The sequence below is a fragment of the Coriobacterium glomerans PW2 genome, assembly GCF_000195315.1.
In the GTDB taxonomy this organism is placed as follows: Bacteria; Actinomycetota; Coriobacteriia; order Coriobacteriales; family Coriobacteriaceae; genus Coriobacterium; species Coriobacterium glomerans.
The window spans coordinates 2,044,756-2,065,293 of the sequence record NC_015389.1 but is presented as its reverse complement, the minus strand read 5'-3'; the positions used below and the strand labels follow the sequence as shown (position 1 = coordinate 2,065,293).

Genomic DNA, 20,538 nt, shown 5'->3' with positions numbered 1-20,538 from the left:
CGAACAATCCAACCCGCGCAATCGAGAGCTGCGCAAATCCTCTGCGACGCTCTCTTTGACAGTATACGTTCGAAACCGCTCGGAGCGAATCCAGTCGGTCGATTCTTTGATATCGGAGTATTCGGGCAAACCCGTCGCATCTCTCATGTATCGAGCGCGCTGGGATCCCCTTCGATCAGCTTCGTAGCCTGTCGCATCGCTCCGTATAGATTGGCGTCGTTGCCGAGGCGCGCGCGCACGACGCGCGGCGCTGAAACGACCGCCAAGGGACCCAGGTAATCAGCATGCTGCCGCGTGACCTCGGAGGAGATCGCTTGAATCAGCTCGGGTCGGCAGCTGATGCCTCCGGCGATCGCGAAGACGTCAGGATCGAGAATCGACTGAAGGTTGAAAAGATGACCGGCGAAGATGCGCGCATAGCGTCGCAGCCCCCGCAGAGCCGCCTCATCGCCCGCCTCGATCCAGGCGAACAGCTTTCGGCCATCGACGTCAGCGTAGGCGGGGTTCTCCTCTAGACCCTTCTCTGCGAGGATGAGGGAGCGCAGCCCGAGCCATCCGCACTGCGCGGCGAATGCGTTTTCGGAGTCGATGGGTTCCTCGACATTGTTGCGCAGGCCGCTGAACTCACCAGAGGCGCAGTGCGTGCCGTTGAGCACGTTGCCTTCGATGACGATGCCGCCGCCGATCCCGGTCCCGATTGCGAGCACCACGCCCACGTGAGCTCCGGCGAGCGCTCCGGCGGCATATTCGCCCATCGCGCAGCATTTCCCATCGTTGTTCACGGAGACCGGTACATCGAAGCGCTCGCGCAGGATGCGACCGACAGGACAGCCGTCCATATAGGGCAGGGCACCGCCGTAATGGATGGTGCCATCTCGGTCTCCGGCGGCGACGAGGCCCGGCGCGCTCACCCCGATGGTCCCAAAGCAGCCAGCGTGAGCCCGTCCGATCGATGAGATCGCGTCAACGACCTCGTCACATCCATTGAACGCAGTCGGAAGCTCGCCGCGCTCGATGATATCCGATTCGCGTGAGAACAGTGCCCATTTGATGCACGTTCCACCGATATCGATCCCAAGACAGCTTGCCATGCAGGTTCCCCCTCACGTGTCCTGACTCATCTTCGAGCAGCATCCGCATCGGCCAGGAAGCGATGAGCCGAGTTTTTTCGAGTGCCTGACGCGACATAGAGCTATCGTAATACAAGAGCGTATCATCGTTTCTCAAGACGTATGACAGCATAGCGCTCTCGGATTTCTCGAACGGTAATCGTAGATCCTCTGCTCAAAAAATGTAAGCAACCTGATTGATTGAGCAGTTCGGGAGTATCAAAGTCATCGAGAAGAGGCGACAGATCAAACGTACGGTCTTTCCCGTGCGTTCGTGCGAATAGATAGCAGGTGTGATCGCGACGCGTTCCATAAACATCAGGGGGAAACCCATCTGGTAACACAAGCGGTCTCGTCTTATAGATACCTTCCCCGTAGTTAGAAAGCCAGGATCCCAGCCGAGCTAGGATGTCGAGCGCTTCATAGGGAAGCTCTCCGTTTGGCTTTGGCCCGATACCGAAAAGAGCATTCCCTCCTTTGGAAACGATACAAATGAGATCGTCAAGAATCTCTTCAAATGGTTTATACGAGTCTCGAGGAACATAACCCCAGTTTTTTGCGAGCGGAATGCCGCTCTCCCAAGCTTTGATCGGAGTGATGGATGGAATCATGCGTTCAGGTGTGACATAGTTCTCATATTTGCCGCCTAACGTGCGATCAACCACGATGAGGTCAGCTCGTACCGTCCGAAGCGCGGCTACGATATCGTCCATGTCCAGTATTTCGTTGTTATCCCTATTAACCCATCCGCCGTCAAGCCATAGGATCTCCTGCGGTCCATACTTGCTGCAGATCTCCACGAGTTGTCGTTTGACGAACTTGTTGAACGCTCGCCATTTCTCAGGTTTTTGCAAAGGATCGTAGGAAGCGTAGCGTCCCCGAGGCTTAGATCCATGTTCCCAGTAAAAGGGAGAGTGCCAGTCAGGCTTTGAATAATATGCTCCTGTCAGGATATGAGCTCGCTGAAACGCTTCGGAAACAGCACTGAACACATCGCGTTTAAAAGGGGTGTTCAGAACGGAGAATGCTGAAGCGTCGGTTCCGAACATGTTGAAGCCGTCGTGATGCTTCGTCGTGAACAGCATGTATCTGATGCCGGCCTCATTGCAGATGCGAGCCCACTCATCGGGATGGAATCGTGTCGGATTGAACTTGTCTGCAAGGCCCCAATAGTCCCGACGAAGTGTAGAGAGGTCATCGCGCCATGGTTTTTTGCGCGCCCACGTATCTTCTTCGGAGAGCTGCCACGATTCGACTATTCCAGCTAAGGAATAGAGCCCCCAATGGAAGATGACGCCGATTTTGAGATCGCGAAACGCTTCGATTTTCCTGAGCACGACATCGGATACACCGTCATACGTCTCCTGCAAACCAGAGCCATGTTTGACGATATCGAGTCTTTGTGAAGTGTCCGCAGCTTCCATATTCTGTACCTCCATGCTATGCATGGCTGATGAAATCCTCAATGAGCATGAGCGCAGCTCCCAGTGGGATCCCGTACTGTGCGTGTTTACTCAGTATCACCGATGGATAATCATGCGAGTTGAATAGTTTGCGTTCACCTATATGAAGCAAGATGTTATCGAAATGCGGGCCGAGAAACTGACAGATTCGACCCCCGATCACCACTTCGCAGTCGAAGCAGGTGATGATCGTCGCGATACCGCGTGCTAAATGCTCGACGTAATCATTCCAGATCTCACGTTCCTCGGCGCTTCTTCGTCCAAGAGCATCAAAAAATTGGTCGAGTGACAACCCGCTGTCCCGCTCGATTCTAGTAGCGGAGCAATACGTCTCAAGGCATCCGCGATTTCCGCAGGCGCAGGTCTTACCGTTTTCCTCAACGCAGATGTGGCCGAACTCAGCGCTTCTGTTGTTGTTGCCTATATAGGGTCTTCCGTCTAGAAAAACGGAACCACTGACTTCGTGCTCAATTGACAGATACGCCATATTGCAGTCGGAAGGTCTCGTATGGTACTCGGCGCAGCCGCCGCAGACTGCGGCGGCCTCGGCGTATGCGGGTACAGGAAGACCATCGGTGAGCAGGGTGATCGGGATATCCGAGAGCCCTGCAAGGGGAGAATTGAAGATGGTATCGCTTTCGCGGTCTATGAAGCCGGGAATCGCGATCATTACTCCGAGCAGCAGTCCACGTGAGAAGCTCGTGGCCTTGAGAAATCTTTCGGTTTCTTCTTGTAGAAGGTCGGCCAACGCATCTGCGGATCGTGGAAGCTCCCTAGCTATGCAACTCGAGTAGATGGTGTGACCTTGAAGGTCGACAGCGACTGAACTGATGCTATCGCCCGCAAGCGATATCCCTAAAGATATGCGTGCGCCGGCGTTGATGCCGACACTATTTGGTCTTCTTCCTCCGGACGAGCTTTGCTCACCGCAAGAACGAACGAGACCCCTCTCGATCAGTTCGCTGACATTTTGATAAACCGTAGGAAGGCTGACCCCCAAACTCATCGAGAGCTGTTTCATCGTCATGGGTGAAGGGCTTGCGGCAATGAGACGAAAAAGGGAACCGTGAGATTTTGACTGGCGAGATCTCTGGTCTCGCGTATCTGGCATAGGCTTACCTGCCTTCTGTTTGAGAACGCTTCATTCTTCAAACGGGAAACTTTTTAAACAAGTTTAAATTACAATGATTCTACCGTAAAGGGCGGACATCGCCCAAGTGATGCAATTAGTCCGATCTGCTCAAGCCAATGAGGGATTATGCGTTGCCGTTTAAGCTGATCTTCCAACCGTTGATGGAATCGGTATATACGTATTCCATAAAAATGCTAAATTAAATGAGCTTTTTAAATCACTTTGAAAAAGATGTAATGAATCTGAAGGGGGACGGATGAACGTTATCGATAGATTCGCAGACAAACTCATGCCTATCATGGCAAAGGTGAGCAGCCAGCGTCATCTTGTTGCTATTCGAGACAGTTTTATCGAAACGATGCCTCTTATCATGGCGGCGTCGTTGATGACATTGCTAAATGCCCTCGTGTTCACGAACGAGTCGATCGCACACATAGTTGATCTGGGCTATTTATCTCGTTTGGCGATTATCATCACGAATGGAACCATGAACATCATGGCGATCATTGTCGCCTATCAAATTGGTTCGAATCTTGCGAAAGAATATATCCGTCGAGGCTTCATCAACGATCCAGCGTTCAGCGAATTGCACTCCGGCGTACTCGCAGTCGGAGCCATGTTCATAGTGATGCCCCTTGAAACTCTGGTAACCCTTACCGATGGAACGACGGCAACAGCAACAGGGGTGTACTCCACGGCCCTCACCTCATCTTCGGGTGTAGCGACAGCAATGATCTGCGGACTCATCAGCACCGAGCTTTTCTGCCGGTTGGCTCGCGTCAATTGTTTTAAGATAAAAATGCCTGATGGTGTGCCGCCGGCGGTCGCAAAATCATTCAACTCGCTGATTCCGGAAATGCTCGTCGTTCTTCTGTTTGGCATTCTCGTGTATGCGCTCGACACCTTTACGGGATATAGCGTCCCTCAGCTCATCGAGTTAGCGATTCAATTACCGCTCAAGGGTCTCGTGCTATCTGTCGGCGGCATGCTTGGCCTGCAATTCGTCTCCGACACGCTTTGGGTGTTCGGAATGCATGGCTCAAGCATCCTTGCACCGATTCGCCAAGCTCCCATGCTCGAGGCGCTTCAAGAGAACATGCTTGCGCTTCAGCATGGAGCACCAATTCCAAATATCATCACCGAGAATTTTACCAATGCTTTCGGGCTTATCGGTGGCGGGGGTTGCATTCTACCGCTGACGATCGCACTGTTTATCAGTTCGCGACGTCCCGATTATCGAAAGATTGCCAAACTCGGTGTGACCACTACTCTGTTTAATATTACCGAACCCGTGATGTTCGGTCTTCCAGTTGTGTTAAACCCCGTTTTCATGATTCCATGTGCGATAATCCCATCCATCAATCTCATTATCGCCTACGCGTGCACGGCGGTGGGCATTATCGGAAGAATCTCCGTGAGCGCTCCGTGGGTAACTCCACCCGTTTTACAGACCTATATTGCGTCTTCAGGCGACATACCGGCAACGATTCTCACGGTTTTGCTGATCGGCTTGGATATCGTTTTGTTCCTGCCTTTTGTCATAGCGTCTAACCGAACTATGAAGGTTGAAGCGAATGTCTGATTTCCCCTACACAGATTCATCGCTCACGATACGGGCTCGCGTCGAGGATCTGCTTGGCCGGATGAGTCTCGAGGAGAAAATCGGTCAGATAAATCAGCACCTGTATGGTTGGCAGTGCGTGAGTCAGTCACAGACAGGTTCTTGGTATCTTACCGACATGTTTAAACGACATGTCGAGTGGTCCAAGGGATTGGGCGCGCTCTATGGAGCATTTCGAGCTGATCCGTGGTCCAAGATTGATTTCACAAATGGTGTTCGCGGTCGAGATGGCTGGAGAATCACAAATCTCATTCAAGACTACGTCAAAAGCCACTCGAGGTGGGGTATTCCAGCGCTTATCGTCGAGGAGTGTCCACACGGACATCAGGGTCTTGACGGCATTTCATATCCGACAAATATCGGACGAGGTTGCATGTTTAATACGGATCTGATCAGAGAGGGTGCCCATCTAATGGGCCGCGAGCTCTCTTGCATGGGCGTCGATCTTGCGCTCGTGTCAACACTTGATTTGGCTCGCGATCCAAGATGGGGCAGGACGGAGGAATGCTTTGGTGAAGAGCCATATCTATCGGCAAAATACAGCGAAGCGATAGTGGAGGGTTTTCAAGGCAGGCTCATAAGACACGGGTCGAGTTTTCTTGACCGGCCCGTTCACACCAGAGAGCCACAAGAGAGACCGGTCGGTGCCGTTCTCAAGCACTGCATAGCGCAAGGAGATGCGCAGGGAGGACACAATTCGGGCACGGTGGTGATCGGCGATCGCGAATTCAACGATGTGTACATGCCGCTGATGCGCGCTGGACGCGAAGCTGTGGGAATCATGGCGGCCTACAATGATATCGATGGAGTCCCTTGTCATAGCAACACCGCGTTGCTCACCGATGTGCTTCGCACGAATGTAGGCTTCCAAGGGATCGTCATGGCAGATGGTATCGCCCTCGATCGTCTATTCGGACCTTATCCCACAATATCGGCAGCCGCTGCAGCGGCATTGACGGCTGGCGTCGATATGAGTCTATGGGATGATGCATTCTTGCATGTCGATTCTGCCATCAAGCAAAACCTCACCTCGGAGCTCGATCTGAATCGTGCGGTCGCTCGGGTACTTTCAATCAAATTTTTACTCGGACTGTTCGATCGTCCGCCGCTGACTGATCCGGGTGAAGAGTATGAGCGCGTACTCAAACGATCACGCGAGCTCAACTTCGAGACAGCTCGAAGAACGATGGTGCTCGTCAAAAACAACGGAACGTTGCCATTTGATGAGTCTGGTAAATCAATTGCAGTGTTAGGGCCGAATGCTGATTCCGTATACAGCATGCTTGGAGATTACACTGCCCCCCAAGATGATGATTCTCTTGCCGCGACAATACTTCATGAATTACGTAAGATCTCTCCCTCTGCAACTTTCACGTATGCGAAGGGCTGCGAAATCAGACAGATAGATGGTCAGGACGAAGCTCTGGACGATGCGCTTGCTTGTGCTCAAGCGAGCGATGCGGTCGTGCTTTGTCTAGGAGGGTCAAGCGAGCGTAACTTCAACATGGAGTTTCTCAGAAATGGAGCAGTTTCATCACGCGGAGCAAACATGGACTCGGGTGAGAACGTGGACGTTGCATCATTGTCGCTCGGGGGGTGTCAGATGCAGATGGCACGAGAGGTTGCGAAGCTCGGAAAACCGATGGTTAGCGTGCTCGTACAGGGCAGACCCTATGATATCCAAGAACTTGAGCAACTTTCCGATGCCGTGCTCATCGCCTGGTATCCCGGACAGAGTGGTGGGGCTGCAGTAGCGCGCGTGCTTACCGGCGCGGACAATCCAAGCGGAAAGCTCAGTATCTCATATCCTCGGAACGCTTCTCAGTTGCCCGTATATCATCATCAACGCAGGTCGTTTGGAAATGCGGATTATCTCGATGAACCAGGGAGTCCGCTTCATCCCTTTGGCTTCGGACTGAGTTACACCAATATATCGTATCATGATCTGATAGCTCATATTTCAGAAGATAATGTAGAAATACGTGTCCAGGTACGAAACCTTGGTGATAGAGGTGCTATAGAAACGATTTTGGCCTATGTCGAACTAATAGGTGGGGGCGTTCTACAACGTGAGATGCTCCAGGGATTCGAGTCTGTCAAACTGAATCCCGGCGAGGTGCAATCGGTCATCATTCGTTTTGATCGTTCCGCATTTTCTTACATGGATGCGCGCCGTAACCTAGCTACGGCTTCGCGCGCAAGAATTCGGGTCAATGAGCTCGAGACATTAATTGATCTGTCCGAAGGAACTGCCTCTCGCATGACCGATGCATAAACGGAGCCCCTTCGTTGTGCACGCCGGGACCGCGGGGTCACAGCTGTTGAGCGTCACGGTCGGGCTGTGATATCGGTGATGGGCGTTGCATGCATCTGCTGCAATGCCATAATAGGTTGATCGCGCCGCTCGGCGCGGCCATACCACGCCCATGAGAGGATGTTATGTCCCACCAGACCCTCATCGCGGCCGGGGCGCGCGCCTCGCGATTCGTCCCGTCTGCATCGCTTGTGCGAGTGCCCGAGGCACGGGTAAATCCGGAGTCTGATGCCCTCCATGAGGAATGCGGCGTATTCGGCGTATGGGCCCCGAGACGCGACGTGGCGCGTCTCACGTATTTCGGTTTGCGCGCGCTTCAGCACCGCGGTCAGGAGTCCGCCGGCATAGCCGTCGGCGACGGTGCCACGGTCATGGTGCGCAAGGATCTCGGTCTCGTGGGCCAGGTCTTCTCGGAAGCGGATCTCTCCTCGTTGCCCGGCCAGCTCGCCGTCGGCCATGTGCGCTACGGCACAGCCGGTGCGAAGAGCTGGGAGGCCGCGCAGCCGCATCTTTCATCCATCGGCGATGTGATCATCGCCCTGGCTCACAACGGCACCCTCGTCAACACCGACGATCTGCGCGATCAGCTCGCCGATCTCGGCGCGTCGTTCCTGTCGAATTCGGATTCCGAGGTCGCAGCCCAGCTCATCGGCTACTTCACTCAGCGCACGAGCCATCTGCGCGAGGGCATTCGCAAGACGATGGAGATCATTCGCGGCGGCTATGCGATGACCCTCATCAACGAGCAGGCGCTCTACGCCTTTCGCGATCCCAACGGCATCCGGCCCCTCGTGCTGGGGCGCCTGCCAAATCCTGGTTTCGACGACGCAGACGTCTCCATGCTGCCGGCCAAGCAGAGGGACCATGTCGGCGATCGCGGTGTCTCGGTCCCGGCGGAGGAGAGCCCAGATGGCTGGGTCGTGGCTTCGGAGACCTGCGCCCTCGATATCGTCGGCGCCGAGTACGTGCGCGATATCCGTCCCGGCGAGATCGTGCGCATCTCGGCGGAAGGCATCGTGTCCGAGCGGGGCGTCGCTCCCGCTGAGCCGGCGGCGTGCATCTTCGAGCAGGTGTACTTCGCACGACCCGATTCGATCATGGATGGCAAGTCGGTGTACGCGTGCCGCTATGATATGGGCAGGCGCCTCGCGCGGGAGGCTCCAGCCGCTGCGGACATGGTGATCGGCGTTCCCGATTCCGGTCTGCCTCCGGCCGAGGGCTTCGCGCACGAGAGCGGCATCCCGTTCGGTGAGGGCCTCATCAAGAACCGCTATATCGCCCGGACGTTCATCGAGCCTGCGCAGGAGCTTCGCGCGATGGGCGTGCGCATGAAGCTCAACCCGCTGCGCGACAACGTGGCCGGCCGACGCCTCGTGCTCGTCGACGATTCGATCGTGCGCGGCACGACGATGCGACAGATCGTGCGGATGCTGCGCGGTGCCGGCGCGCGGGAGATCCATGTGCGCGTGAACTGTCCGGAGGTCGTCTGGCCGTGCTTCTACGGCATCGATACCGACACGCAGGATCAGCTTATCTCGGCGACCAGGTCCGCAGCAGAGGTCTGTGATTTCATCGGTGCCGATACTCTGGCGTTCCTCTCGATCGAGGGCCTCATCGCGAGCGTGCCGGGGGCAGGCCATTGCGCCGCGTGCTTCACCGGGCGCTATCCCGTTTCGATTCCGGATGACTTCGGTCGCGAGAAGTTTCTCGAGGGTTTTGCGCCGATCTCTCCCGGGCGGGTCGCAGAGGCACCCGAGCGCAGCGTCACGGAGATCGAGGCGGATCGCTGATAGAGACAGTCCACGCGGCCGAGCCATGAGGCGCGCGACCGTCGGGCGCGCGACCTATATAGTTGATGGACGCACTTCGATTGAGAGGATCACAGATGAGCGAGAGCACTGAGCACGTTACCTACGCCCAAGCTGGTGTGGATGTGGTCGAGGGCGCCCGGGCGGTCGAGGCTATCCGGGCGTGCGCGGCCAGCACCGCGCGCCCCGAGGTGATCGGTGGTCTGGGGGGCTTCGGCTGCCTGTTCTCAGCCGAGGCGTTGAAGCGGATGGAGGATCCCGTGCTCGTGTCCGGTACCGACGGTGTCGGCACGAAGCTCGCCTTGGCCCAGCTGCTCGGTCGGCATGACAGCGTCGGTCAAGATCTCGTCGCCATGTGCGTCGACGACATCGTGCCCTCCGGTGCCGAGCCGTTGTTCTTTCTTGATTATCTCGCCACCGGAAAACTCGACGCGACTCAAGCCGCCCGGGTCATCTCGGGTATCGCGCGCGGTTGTCGCATGGCGGGCTGCGCACTCATCGGCGGCGAGATGGCCGAGCATCCCGGTGTCATGAGACCGGACGACTACGATCTCGCCGGTTTCTGCGTCGGTGCGGTCGACCGGCCCAAAATGCTCGGTTCGCATCGCGTGCACGCGGGGGATGTCATACTCGGTCTGCCGAGCTCGGGTATCCACTCGAATGGTTATTCGCTGGTACGACGCGTTTTGGGCACCGTCGGCATCGAGCCTGGTACGCCCGAGGCATCTGCCAAGGCTGCCGAGTTGATGCGGCCTCGCGCCGATCTCGGCGGCCAGAGCATGGCCGACGCGGTAATGGCTCCGACTGCGATCTACGCGCGCGCGATTACAGAGGTCTTGGCCGATGGCTCGCCTATACATGCGATGGCCCACATCACCGGCGGCGGCATCACGGAGAATCTCGCTCGAGCGATCCCGAACGGGCTTTGCGCCGAGGTCATGCGCGGTGCCGCGCCGAACAACCCGGCTTGGGAGGTACCGGCCGTCATCGGCTGCATCATCCAAGCTGCCGCGCTCACTCCCGACGAGGCATATCAGACATTCAACATGGGGGTCGGCATGAGCGTCGTGTGCGACTCCGACGATGAGGCAAAGATCACGTCCGCGTTTCAAGAGCGCGGCATCAAGCCGTTTCCCATGGGGCGCGTCATCGAGGGTCATCCCGGTGAGAGAGCGCAGGTGGTGTACAGATGAGCGACGCCCCCGCGGGGATCTTCACCCGAGTCGAGCCCGGAGGCGACGTGGATGCCGCCGCTCTCGAGGATGATATGATCGAATTGGAGCGCCGCTCGGCACCCTTCTCGCGGCCCACGGGCACGCCCGTGAGCGATCCTCTGAAGATCGGGGTGCTCATCTCGGGGTCGGGCACGAACCTGCAGGCGCTCATCGACCGGATCGATCGAGGGGATCTCAACGCCCGGATCGTGCTCGTGGTCTCGAGCAGAGGCGATGCGGGCGGACTCAAGCGTGCGGCACGCTCGGGTATCCAGACCCTCGCCCTGTCCAAGGAGATCTACGATGCCGATCCGTGGGATGCCGATGAGGTGATCGCAACCGAGATGCGCAGGCTCGAGGCGGAGTACATCATCATGGCCGGCTACATGCGTCGGGTTCACGAGCCCCTGCTCGCACTGTGGCCCAATCGCATCGTGAACATACATCCGGCGCTGCTGCCGAGCTTTCCGGGGGCTCATGCTATCGCGGAGGCCTACGCACGCGGTGTCAAGGTGAGCGGTGTGACCGTCCATTTTGCGAACGCGGACTACGATCAGGGTCCCATCATCGCCCAAGAGCCCGTGCGGATCCGCCAGGACATGGATCTCGAGGCGTTCGAGGCCGCGATCCACGAGGTCGAGCACCGTCTCTATCCGGATACGGTGCAGCTTCTCGCCGAGGGAAGGGTTCATGTGCGCGGCGATCTCACGGTGGCGATCGATCCTCGATGAGCATGGCTCGCGCGCGAGTCGGTCTTCTGGTGTTTTGGGTATCTACTTCAAATCAGAGTTCATGCTCAGGCGATGTGCGACAATAGCTCGCAGTGCAAGGTGATCGCAATGCGAACTCGAGCAGACGAAGGACTTGTTCATGGTAACGAAAAGAAAAGCTCGCCAGCGGCATGAGAAGTCAGCGACCTTTCGCGCATTCGTCAAGCCCGGCGTCAGGGACGGGCATCGCGAGAAGGTCGGCAGAATCGTCAAGATCGTCCTCGTCGCCATCGGTGTCTTCGCCATGCTGCTGTCGGTCACCACGATGGCATGCGCCGGCATCATGAATCAGGCCAAGACGAAGAAGTCCTATGAGCTGACCGGTGGCGTCGCCGCAACGGTGAACGGGGTCAACATCAAAGAGGATTCGATCACAGAGCAGATCATGCAGACGAAAGAGGGCGGCAAATACGATACCGACGAAAAATGGGCAAAGTACCTCGTAGACAGCAATCAGACCCCCGAGGAGCTGCGCAAGACAAAGATCAAGAGTCTCGCGAAGCAGTATCTGATCGAGGATGCCGAGAAGAAGCATGACATTACCGTTTCGGATGATGAGTTGAATGATGACTGGAAGGATCAGGTAAAAAAATACGACTCCGAGCAGGCCTTCATCGATCAGATCAAGAAGATGGGCATGACCGAGGCGTCTTATAAGAGCTCGATCAGAAACAGCCTCATGCAGAAGAAGCTCAAGGAGGAGGTCGCACCAGAGAAGGATCCGAGCGATCAGGATATCATCGATTACGTGAACAAGGATATCTCAAAGTACAACGATGCGCGCCGCTCCTCGAACATCCTGTTCAAGATCGAATCCGGTGCCGATGAGCAGTCGGATGCAAAGGTAAAGGAAAAGGCGCAAGGGGTGCTTGACAAGATCAACTCCGGTGAGCTCACATTCGAGGACGCCGCAGAGAAGTACTCAGAAGATGATGGCTCCAAGAAGGACAAGGGCGATGTGGGCTGGGACAAGCTCACGACCTTTGTCAAGGAGTACCAAGACGCTCTCAACAATCTCGCTGCGGATCAGGTGAGCGGTTTGGTGAAATCGACCTACGGATACCATATCATCCGATGCACCGGCTACTTCCATGTGGACGGCACCGTGAACTCGATCGATCAGATTCCGAAGAACATGAAGGAAAAGATCAGCGACACCATCAAGAAGGACAGCTCCAGCAAGGCGTATACGGCTTGGGAGGACGATCTTGTGGACAAGGCAGATATCAAGATCAACGATATGCCCTCCAATGTACCCTACAACGTGTCACTGGACGGCGTGAAGAAAACCAACGACAACGGAAGCGCGAGCTGATCGAGAGGCGAGCGCATGAATGGAGTCGCACATGACAGGCACCGAGCTGCACAACGAGATGATCGCCGCGATGAAGTCGAAGGACAAGACGCGCCTGTCCATCGTTCGACAGGTAATGGGCGAGCTGAGAAACATCGAGGTGAACGAGAGACGCGATATCACCGAGCAGGATGTCTCAAACATGATCAAGCGGCTCATCAAGCAGACCGGGGAGACCCTCGAGATGTCCAAGAGAGCCGGCAACGATGAAGAGCGCACCGCTCGACTCGCCGAGCAGGTCTCGATTCTTGAATCGCTTCTCCCCGAACAGGTTTCGGGCGAGAAACTGCGCGCTCTCGTCGATCAGACAATCAATGAGATCGGTGCGCGGACGCGCAGAGACACCGGGCGCGTGATGGGTGCGCTCGCCGAGCGGACCGGCGGCGACTTTGACAAGGCCCAAGCAGCAAAACAGATTTCATCGCGACTTTCCTGATCGCCAGATGCTCATGGGGACGTTTTGCGAGACGTGCTGCGCCCATGTTGCCAACTTGTTGCCGAGACGGCACTTCGTTTCGCTGGACTTGCGCGCAATAGCCTCCGCATGGTAAAGTGCTTACCCATCGACCCGCGGGGTATACTGACCAAATCATGACCTTGCCCGGGGTCGCCTCGAAGAAATGTTCAAGATGCCCGGTAGGGCACTCCGGTCGATCACGATCGGTCGCACTGGAGGCAGACATGGGATCTGCCGGAGACCCTTGTGAGGAAGCGCAGAGGCGTCAAGGGCGTGTGTTCGCATCACACCAGAATATCTTGGGCGAGTTCATAGTCGATCGCGAGAGGAGCGCTCATGCCTGTGATGATCGAGCTTGAAGGGCTCAACAAGTATTTTGGCGACCTGCATGTTCTCAAAGACGTGAATTTGCGCGTCGATGAAGGGGAGAAGGTCGTCGTCATCGGGCCATCCGGTTCAGGCAAGTCGACCCTCATCCGATGCGTGAACTTCTTGGAGGAGCCGACGAGCGGTACCGTGAAGATAGCCGGTCAGCTGATCACCAAAAAGAATCACCTTCAGATGACTCGGAAATACTCCTCTATGGTGTTTCAGCAATTCAATCTCTATCCGAATATGACTGTGCTCGGAAACCTGACTCTGGCACCCATCAAGCTACAGAAGAAGAGCAAAAAAGAGGCGAACGAGATCGCGATGGAGAGTCTCAGGCGCGTCGGCTTGGCACAGAAGGCCGGAGAGTACCCCCAGAACCTCTCAGGGGGTCAGCAACAGCGTGTCGCGATTGCTCGCGCCCTGTGCACGAGGCAGCCGATCATCCTGTTCGACGAGCCGACCTCCGCGCTCGATCCGGAGATGATTCAGGAGGTGCTCGATGTCATGATCGAGCTCGCGCATGAGAACATCACGATGGTCTGCGTGACCCACGAGATGAACTTCGCTCGACAGGTCGCTGACCAGGTCATCTTCATGGATGACGGTCAGATTCTGGAAACCGGAACACCCGAGCACTTCTTCACCAATCCCCAGAACCCCCGGTGCAGGGAGTTTCTGGCCAAGATACTGCACTGATATGGTCTTTCGGCGCATGTGCGCCGCATACCTCGGATCATGTCCGTTCTCGGACTTCTCCGAGCTGACTGGAGGGAGCAATGCTCATGAGTGTTTCACGTCGACAATTTATCGAGATGTTCGGAATGGCTGCGATCGGTGTGGCGGCAGCAGGCTCGCTCGTCGGATGCGGGGAGGATTCGGGATCCGGATCCTCCAAGATCGAAGCGATCAAGAGCCGAGGCAAGCTCAAGGCCGGTGTCAAGAAGGACGTACCGGGCTATGGCTATCTCGACCCCGCCAGCGGCAAGTACGAGGGCATGGAGATCGATCTGTGCTATCAGGTCGCGGCATCGGTGCTTGAGGTCTCCTATGAGGAGGCCAAGCAGAAGGATCTCGTTGAGTTCAAGGATGTCACGCCCAAGACGCGCGGACCGCTCATCGATAACGACAACTTGGATATCATCTGCGCCACGTACACGATCACCGATACGCGCAAGGAGTCCTACGACTTCTCCGAGCCCTATCGCACCGATTACGTCGGCATGATGGTCAAGAAGAGCAGCGGCATGGAAGACTTGGACGATCTCGATGGCAAGGTCATCGGCGTGTCGCAGGGCTCCGATACAAAAGCTGCCATCACAAAGATGCTCGCCGATCAGAAGGCGGACGCCAAGCCCACATATCAGGAGTTTCCCGACTACCCATCACTCAAAAGCGCGCTCGATGCCGGCAACGTCGACGTGTTCGCAATGGATCGCTCGACGCTCAAGAACTATATGGACGATTCGGTCGAGCTGCTGCGCGAGGATATCAAGTTCGGACCGCAGGAGTACGGGATAGCGAGCAAAAAGGGATCCGACCTCTCGCCGGTCGTAGCCAAGACCGTCAAGGACCTCAAGTCTGATGGTTGGCTCGACAAAGAAGCCGAGACGTGGAAGCTGATCTAGACGGGTTCCACTCGCTGCGCCAGCGGAACCGCATCGCTGCGTCTCTGCTGCGCGAAGCATGCGAAACCGGCGACGCGATCTCGCGCGACCTGCAGAAAGGAGTACGATGCTTGAAGGAATTCTGAGTGCCAATCGCTGGCATTTGCTCTTCACTCAGATGGATATATTCTGGGAGGGCTTCTTCTTCACGCTTGCGGTCTCGGTGGCGGGCCTTGCGCTCTCGATGATTCTGGGGACGCTGCTCGGCGTGTTCTCGACGACCCGCTCGCGGGCGTTGCGTGCGATCAGCCGCATCTATGTCGAGTTCTATCAGAATACCCCACTGCCCGTGCAGATCTTCTTCATGTACATGGCGGGCCCGCAGATCCTCCAGGCGATTCTCGGCGCTGCGACCCCGGTGCGCATAGCCCCGTTCGCCATCGGCTCCCTTGGCGTCGGCCTCTATCATGCCGCCTATGTGGCCGAGGTCATTCGGACCGGCATCGAGAGCGTGCCCCGTGGTCAACTCGAATCGGCTCGCAGCCAGGGGTTCTCTCGCGCGCAGGCATATCGCTATATCGTGTTGCCGCAGACGTTCAAGATGATCCTGCCACCGTTGTGCAACCAGGCTCTCAATCTCATCAAGAACACATCGGTGCTGGCGCTCATAGCAGGCGGAGATCTCATGTACCAGGCAGATAACTTCGTTTCGAGTTCTGGATTTCTGCAGGGTTACATTATGGCGTGCGCCCTGTACTTCCTCATCTGCTTTCCGCTGGCCATACTCGTTCAAGTGCTTGAGAGTCGATCAAAGCGCAGACCTCGCGCCAAGGTGATACCGGGCATCACGACCGATCTCGATGCGAAGGAGGCGTAGGGCCATGACGGTTTTCGCACCTGAGAACATCGCCTTCATCATGGGCGGGTTTGTGAGAACGGTAGAGATATCCGCACTGGCGATTCTCTGCTCGCTGATCTTGGGTACGCTTCTCGCGCTTGTGAAGCAGTTCTGCACCGGGAGGCTGTGCGTGTTCCGCTGGATCGTGAGCATCTACATCGAGCTGTTCCGATGCACGCCGAACCTGCTTTGGATCCTGTTCATATACTTCACCGTCAAGGGCACGGACATCTTCATCTCGGTTCTCGCCTTCACGATCTTCACCTCGGCGGTCATGGCGGAGATCGTGCGAGGCGGGCTGAACTCCATCCCGGACAACCAGTTCGAGGCCGCGCGCTCCCAGGGCTTCGGCTTCGCGGCCATGCTCAGGCTGATCATTCTCCCGCAGACGTTTCGCACGATCATTCCCGCGCTGTTCAGCCAGTGCACGACGGTCATCAAGGATTCGTCGTATCTTGCCGGTATCAATGTGGCGGAATTCATGTACACCACCAGAGTCATCATGGCGCAGGCGACCAATCTCTCCCAGGTGCTTCTGCTGTACGGGTTCGTGTTCGCACTCTATTTCATCTTGAACTTCGGTATCTCGCTGTTTGTTCGCGCGTACCAGCGCCGACTGGTCGCGGCCTAAAGGAGGCATCATGAGCATCAAATCGAAGATCGAAGCGCTCGCTCCGGGAGGCCCTTCCGCTGTGATCCGAGCCGGGCAGCCCGTTGTGATAACCATCACCCGTGATTTTGGCGCGGAGGCCCATGAGATCGGCAAGATGCTCTCGAACGAGCTCGAGATCCCGCTCTACGACAACGAGATACTCGTGCGCTCCGCCTTGCGCGCCGGCGAGTCCATCGAGAAGATGGCCGACTACGACGAGCGTCTGACTGCGGAGTTCATGGCATTCATGCCCGATCGGGTTGATGCGCGAACTCTGGCGGACAAGCTGTTCGAGAAGATGTCAGAGGTCATCGTCGATCTCGGCTCAACGGAGAGCTGCATCATCGAGGGTCGTCTCTCAGACTATCTGCTGCGGTGCAATCCGAATCAGATCGCGGTCCTCGTGACGGCGCCGCTGGCAGATCGCATCGAGATCGTGCGTCGGAACCGGGGTCTCACACGCCGAAAGGCCGCCACGCTCGTGAAGCAGATGCAGCGCGCTCGCGAGCATTTCTACAGGCGTTATTCCGCCGGCAGATGGAAGATGCGCACCGACAAGGACCTGATTGTGAATCGCGCCAAGCTGGGACGCCAGGGCTGCGTAGACGTGATCGCGGCTGCCTATCGCGCGAAGGCCGCGAGTCTGGGAATCTATGAGGAGGAGTCCGCGATCGCAGTTGAGAACGACTCCGTCAGGACCGCTTGCGAGAAGCTCGAGAAGTAGCGCGCGTACAGGGAGGTCGACGCGGAATGGAATCGCCGCCGCCTCTCTTCTTGGGCGATGAGCGACATGCGATCACAGAGATGCCCGCCTGCCAGAGGATCTGGGCAGGCGGGCATCGCCATAGGTATATCAGCCGAGCAGGCAAGCGCTCCATCGAGAACCTGGCGGCTCTCGATGGAGCACCCGAATCTAATCGCCGATGAGCGTCTCCTTGATCGACGCGGCGGCCTTTTTGCCCGCACCCATCGCCAAGATGACGGTTGCCGCACCGGTCACGATGTCGCCGCCGGCCCAGATCTTGGGGTTCGATGTCCGGCCGTCCTCGTCGGCCTCGATGAGGCCCCAGCGGTCGAGCTCGATGTCGGCGCAGAGCTTCGCGAACGGGTTCGCGCGCGTGCCGATGGCTGTGATCGCGACGTCGCACTCGATCTCGAATTCGGAGTCGGGGATGACGATAGGCCGACGGCGTCCGGATGCATCCGGCTCACCGAGTTCCATCCGATCGAGGAGCATCCGAGAGAGGTTGCCCAACTCATCGGCGATGAACTCCTTGGGGGAGACGAGCTCGCGGAAGATCACACCTTCCTCCTTGGCATGGTGGATCTCGGCGATACGCGCGGGCATCTCCTTCTCGGTCCGGCGGTACGCGAGCGTGACCTCATCGGCACCGAGACGCAGAGCCGTGCGCGCGGCGTCCATGGCGACGTTGCCGCCACCGAACACCACGACGCGCCTGCCGTGCTTGATCGGCGTGTCATAGGAGGGGAAATCATAGGCGTGCATCAGATTGTTGCGCGTCAGGTATTCGTTGGCGCAATACACTCCCGGCAGGTTCTCGCCTGGAATGTGCAGAAAGCGCGGAAGACCGGCACCGACAGCCAGATACAGCGCATCGAATCCCTCGTCGTTGAAAAGCTCCTCCGCGTCGAACAGCCGCCCGGCGACCGAATCGTACTCGAACTTCACGCCGAGCTGCGCCAGACCCTCGATCTCGCGCTTGACGATGGCTTTCGGCAGACGAAACTCGGGGATGCCGTAGGTCAGCACACCACCGCCGGTGAAGAACGCCTCGAAAACGGTGACCTCGAAGCCCATGCGTGCGAGCTCGCCGGCGCAAGCGATGCCGGAGGGCCCGGAGCCGACGACGGCGACCTTCTTGCCGTTAGCCGGTTCGCACTCGGGGGCTTTGCCGACTTCATCGGCCATGTCGCCGAGCACGCGTTCCAGCTGCCCGATCGCAACGGGTTCTCCCTTGCGGCCCAAGATGCACTTGCCCTCGCACTGAGTCTCCTGCGGACAGACGCGTCCGCAGACGGAGGGCAGCAGGTTGTCTGATTTGATGATCTCCAGACCGCGCTCCCAGTCCTCGGCGCGAATGGCTTCAAGGAACCGGGGGATGTCGACCCCGACGGGGCAGCCGTCTATGCAGAATGGTTTTTTGCAGTCCAGGCATCGGTTCGCCTCGGCTACCGCCTGAGCCTTCGTGAAGCCGTTGTCGACGGGCCGAAAATCCTTTGCGCGCGCATCGGCCGGCTCCTCGTTGGGCTCAACGCGGGGCGCCCCGATGTTCGGCCGGTACTTTACTTCCTGTGGCATGCGCAGTCCTCCTCATGATGCTTGATGGAATCGGCCTCTTCAGCCAGATAGGTCGCCTGCCGATGCGCGAGATCATCCCAGTCGACGAGGCTCGCGTCGAAGTCCGGGCCGTCGACGCAGGCGAACTTGGTCTCGCCACCGACCTCCACGCGGCAGCAGCCGCACATGCCGGTTCCGTCGACCATGATCGGGTTCAGGCTCGCCACGATGGGGATCTTGTACTTGCGGCACGTGAGCGTCGAGTACTTCATCATCGGTACAGGGCCGACGACGAAGGTGCTGTCGATGCTGTCGGTCTCGCACAGGCGCTCGAGCGGCAGGGTCACGACACCTTTCTCGCCCATGGTGCCGTCATCGGTCGTGATGAAGAGGTTTTCGAGTGGCAGAGCCGCGAACTGCTCGAACAAGATGAGCAGATCCTTGGTGCGGGCCCCCATGATGACCGACACCTTCTTGCCCTCCTCGCACATCGTGCGCGCCACCGGATAGGCGATCGCGAGGCCGACGCCGCCGCCGACGACGGCGACGCGGTCCCCCTCGATCTCAGTTGGGCAGCCGAGAGGTCCGGTCAGATCCGCGATCTCATCGCCCTCCTCGAGTTCGGCCAGACAGCGAGTCGTCTTGCCGATCACCATGAAGATGAACTCGATCCAGCCCTCCTCAGGGCTCCAGTTAGCAAACGTGAATGGCACCCGCTCGCCGGTTTCACAGGTGCGCACCATGAGAAACTGGCCGGCGTGAGCCTTCTTCGCCAGCTTCGGCGCGTGGACGCGATACTCGAAGACCTTCTCCGAGAACTGCGTCTTCTTCAGGATCTTGAACATAGAACCCCTCTCTTATAGATTGGACGCCTTCCGTCAAGCCCTCAGACCGAGATGGCGGACGAAATCAGTCCATGTGCAACCGCAGCTACGAAAGCACTGAAGTTTGGAGCGATGCGCGTCTCTCGACAGGGAGGCAAATCGCTTTTTTCCATCGGTATGCAGCACATACACAGCCCATGAGCAATAGTACACAATAATAATGGTTGGTGCAGAGTGAAAAATGACATCTTGCATGCTTTCCAGATCGCTGACGAATTCGGAGTACCTAGAATATCAAACATGCCGAGGCCCAGGACTTCTTGAAAGAATGGAAAACAGGCAACCGATGGCAGGTTTGTATTGATTGGTTGTGAACTGACATGTTTTGTTGCACAACTGCGTTACCGAAGCGGTTATTGCGGGCGTCGATAGAGCTAGATTGAGTCTGGGAAGGACCGAATTCCAGCTAGCTACTTTTGAAGTTGATAGTTGCGGGTAAGTCTAATTCATTTGTTGTATGACGTAAGAGGGACTGTCTTGTCGGCTAGCGTTCAGCGATGCGTGTGCACAACTGTGAGGGCGTTGGATTACCAGTCAGAGCGACACTGCTCCAAAACACCATAACGAATGCAAATTATGGGTGGCTG

The 20,538-nt window shown here is 57.2% G+C and carries 17 protein-coding genes; 12 read left to right on the top strand and 5 right to left on the bottom strand.

Annotated features, from left to right (window positions below; translation table 11 throughout):
- Nucleotides 1-143: 143 nt before the first annotated feature.
- The 3 genes from CORGL_RS09000 to CORGL_RS08990 all read right to left on the bottom strand — a co-directional run bounded on the left by CORGL_RS09000 (nucleotide 144) and on the right by CORGL_RS08990 (nucleotide 3,683).
- Nucleotides 144-1,091 (bottom strand): ROK family protein, encoded by a 948-nt coding sequence (locus tag CORGL_RS09000; RefSeq protein WP_013709599.1) that lies wholly within the window; start codon nucleotides 1,089-1,091, stop codon nucleotides 144-146.
- Between the two features lie 122 nt (nucleotides 1,092-1,213).
- Nucleotides 1,214-2,548, bottom strand: a complete 1,335-nt coding sequence (locus CORGL_RS08995; protein ID WP_172633564.1) for an alpha-L-fucosidase — start codon at nucleotides 2,546-2,548, stop codon at nucleotides 1,214-1,216.
- Nucleotide 2,549: 1 nt separating this feature from the next.
- A complete protein-coding gene (locus tag CORGL_RS08990) occupies nucleotides 2,550-3,683 on the bottom strand; it encodes an ROK family transcriptional regulator (RefSeq protein WP_013709597.1) in 1,134 nt (377 codons plus the stop codon).
- Nucleotides 3,684-3,960: 277 nt separating this feature from the next.
- Between CORGL_RS08990 and CORGL_RS08985 the strand changes: the two genes are divergently transcribed.
- From CORGL_RS08985 to CORGL_RS08930, 12 genes are all read left to right on the top strand, one after another.
- Nucleotides 3,961-5,286, top strand: a complete 1,326-nt coding sequence (locus CORGL_RS08985) for a PTS sugar transporter subunit IIC (protein WP_013709596.1) — start codon at nucleotides 3,961-3,963, stop codon at nucleotides 5,284-5,286.
- Nucleotides 5,279-7,600 (top strand): glycoside hydrolase family 3 C-terminal domain-containing protein, encoded by a 2,322-nt coding sequence (locus CORGL_RS08980; protein ID WP_013709595.1) that lies wholly within the window; start codon nucleotides 5,279-5,281, stop codon nucleotides 7,598-7,600. Before CORGL_RS08985 ends, CORGL_RS08980 begins: the two co-directional genes overlap by 8 nt.
- Before the next feature lie 164 nt (nucleotides 7,601-7,764).
- Entirely contained in the window at nucleotides 7,765-9,429 is a 1,665-nt protein-coding gene (locus CORGL_RS08975; protein WP_013709594.1) for an amidophosphoribosyltransferase, read from the top strand.
- Between the two features lie 95 nt (nucleotides 9,430-9,524).
- Complete coding sequence (gene purM / locus CORGL_RS08970; protein WP_013709593.1) at nucleotides 9,525-10,640, top strand: phosphoribosylformylglycinamidine cyclo-ligase; 1,116 nt, start codon at nucleotides 9,525-9,527, stop codon at nucleotides 10,638-10,640.
- The gene (gene purN, locus CORGL_RS08965; RefSeq protein WP_013709592.1) at nucleotides 10,637-11,392 is read left to right on the top strand and encodes a phosphoribosylglycinamide formyltransferase; all 756 of its coding nucleotides are present in this window, start codon (nucleotides 10,637-10,639) and stop codon (nucleotides 11,390-11,392) included. Before purM ends, purN begins: the two co-directional genes overlap by 4 nt.
- A gap of 139 nt (nucleotides 11,393-11,531) precedes the next feature.
- Nucleotides 11,532-12,746, top strand: a complete 1,215-nt coding sequence (locus CORGL_RS08960) for a peptidylprolyl isomerase (protein WP_013709591.1) — start codon at nucleotides 11,532-11,534, stop codon at nucleotides 12,744-12,746.
- 31 nt (nucleotides 12,747-12,777) lie between these two features.
- Nucleotides 12,778-13,221 (top strand): GatB/YqeY domain-containing protein, encoded by a 444-nt coding sequence (locus CORGL_RS08955; protein ID WP_013709590.1) that lies wholly within the window; start codon nucleotides 12,778-12,780, stop codon nucleotides 13,219-13,221.
- 357 nt (nucleotides 13,222-13,578) lie between these two features.
- Entirely contained in the window at nucleotides 13,579-14,310 is a 732-nt protein-coding gene (locus tag CORGL_RS08950; RefSeq protein ID WP_013709589.1) for an amino acid ABC transporter ATP-binding protein, read from the top strand.
- Nucleotides 14,311-14,396: 86 nt separating this feature from the next.
- Nucleotides 14,397-15,239 carry a transporter substrate-binding domain-containing protein gene (locus CORGL_RS08945; protein WP_041739678.1) on the top strand — a complete coding sequence of 281 codons (843 nt, stop codon included), beginning with the start codon at nucleotides 14,397-14,399 and terminating at the stop codon, nucleotides 15,237-15,239.
- Nucleotides 15,240-15,345: 106 nt separating this feature from the next.
- On the top strand, nucleotides 15,346-16,095 hold the full coding sequence (locus CORGL_RS08940; protein WP_013709587.1) for an amino acid ABC transporter permease: 750 nt from the start codon (nucleotides 15,346-15,348) through the stop codon (nucleotides 16,093-16,095).
- A 4-nt stretch (nucleotides 16,096-16,099) separates the two neighbouring features.
- On the top strand, nucleotides 16,100-16,747 hold the full coding sequence (locus CORGL_RS08935) for an amino acid ABC transporter permease (RefSeq protein WP_013709586.1): 648 nt from the start codon (nucleotides 16,100-16,102) through the stop codon (nucleotides 16,745-16,747).
- Nucleotides 16,748-16,757: 10 nt separating this feature from the next.
- Entirely contained in the window at nucleotides 16,758-17,492 is a 735-nt protein-coding gene (locus CORGL_RS08930; RefSeq protein WP_013709585.1) for a cytidylate kinase-like family protein, read from the top strand.
- A gap of 189 nt (nucleotides 17,493-17,681) precedes the next feature.
- Here CORGL_RS08930 and gltA read toward each other — a convergent pair whose 3' ends face one another.
- Both gltA and CORGL_RS08920 read right to left on the bottom strand, forming a co-directional pair.
- Entirely contained in the window at nucleotides 17,682-19,088 is a 1,407-nt protein-coding gene (gene gltA, locus CORGL_RS08925; RefSeq protein ID WP_013709583.1) for an NADPH-dependent glutamate synthase, read from the bottom strand.
- Nucleotides 19,073-19,912, bottom strand: a complete 840-nt coding sequence (locus CORGL_RS08920; protein WP_013709582.1) for a sulfide/dihydroorotate dehydrogenase-like FAD/NAD-binding protein — start codon at nucleotides 19,910-19,912, stop codon at nucleotides 19,073-19,075. Before CORGL_RS08920 ends, gltA begins: the two co-directional genes overlap by 16 nt.
- Nucleotides 19,913-20,538 lie beyond the last annotated feature (626 nt).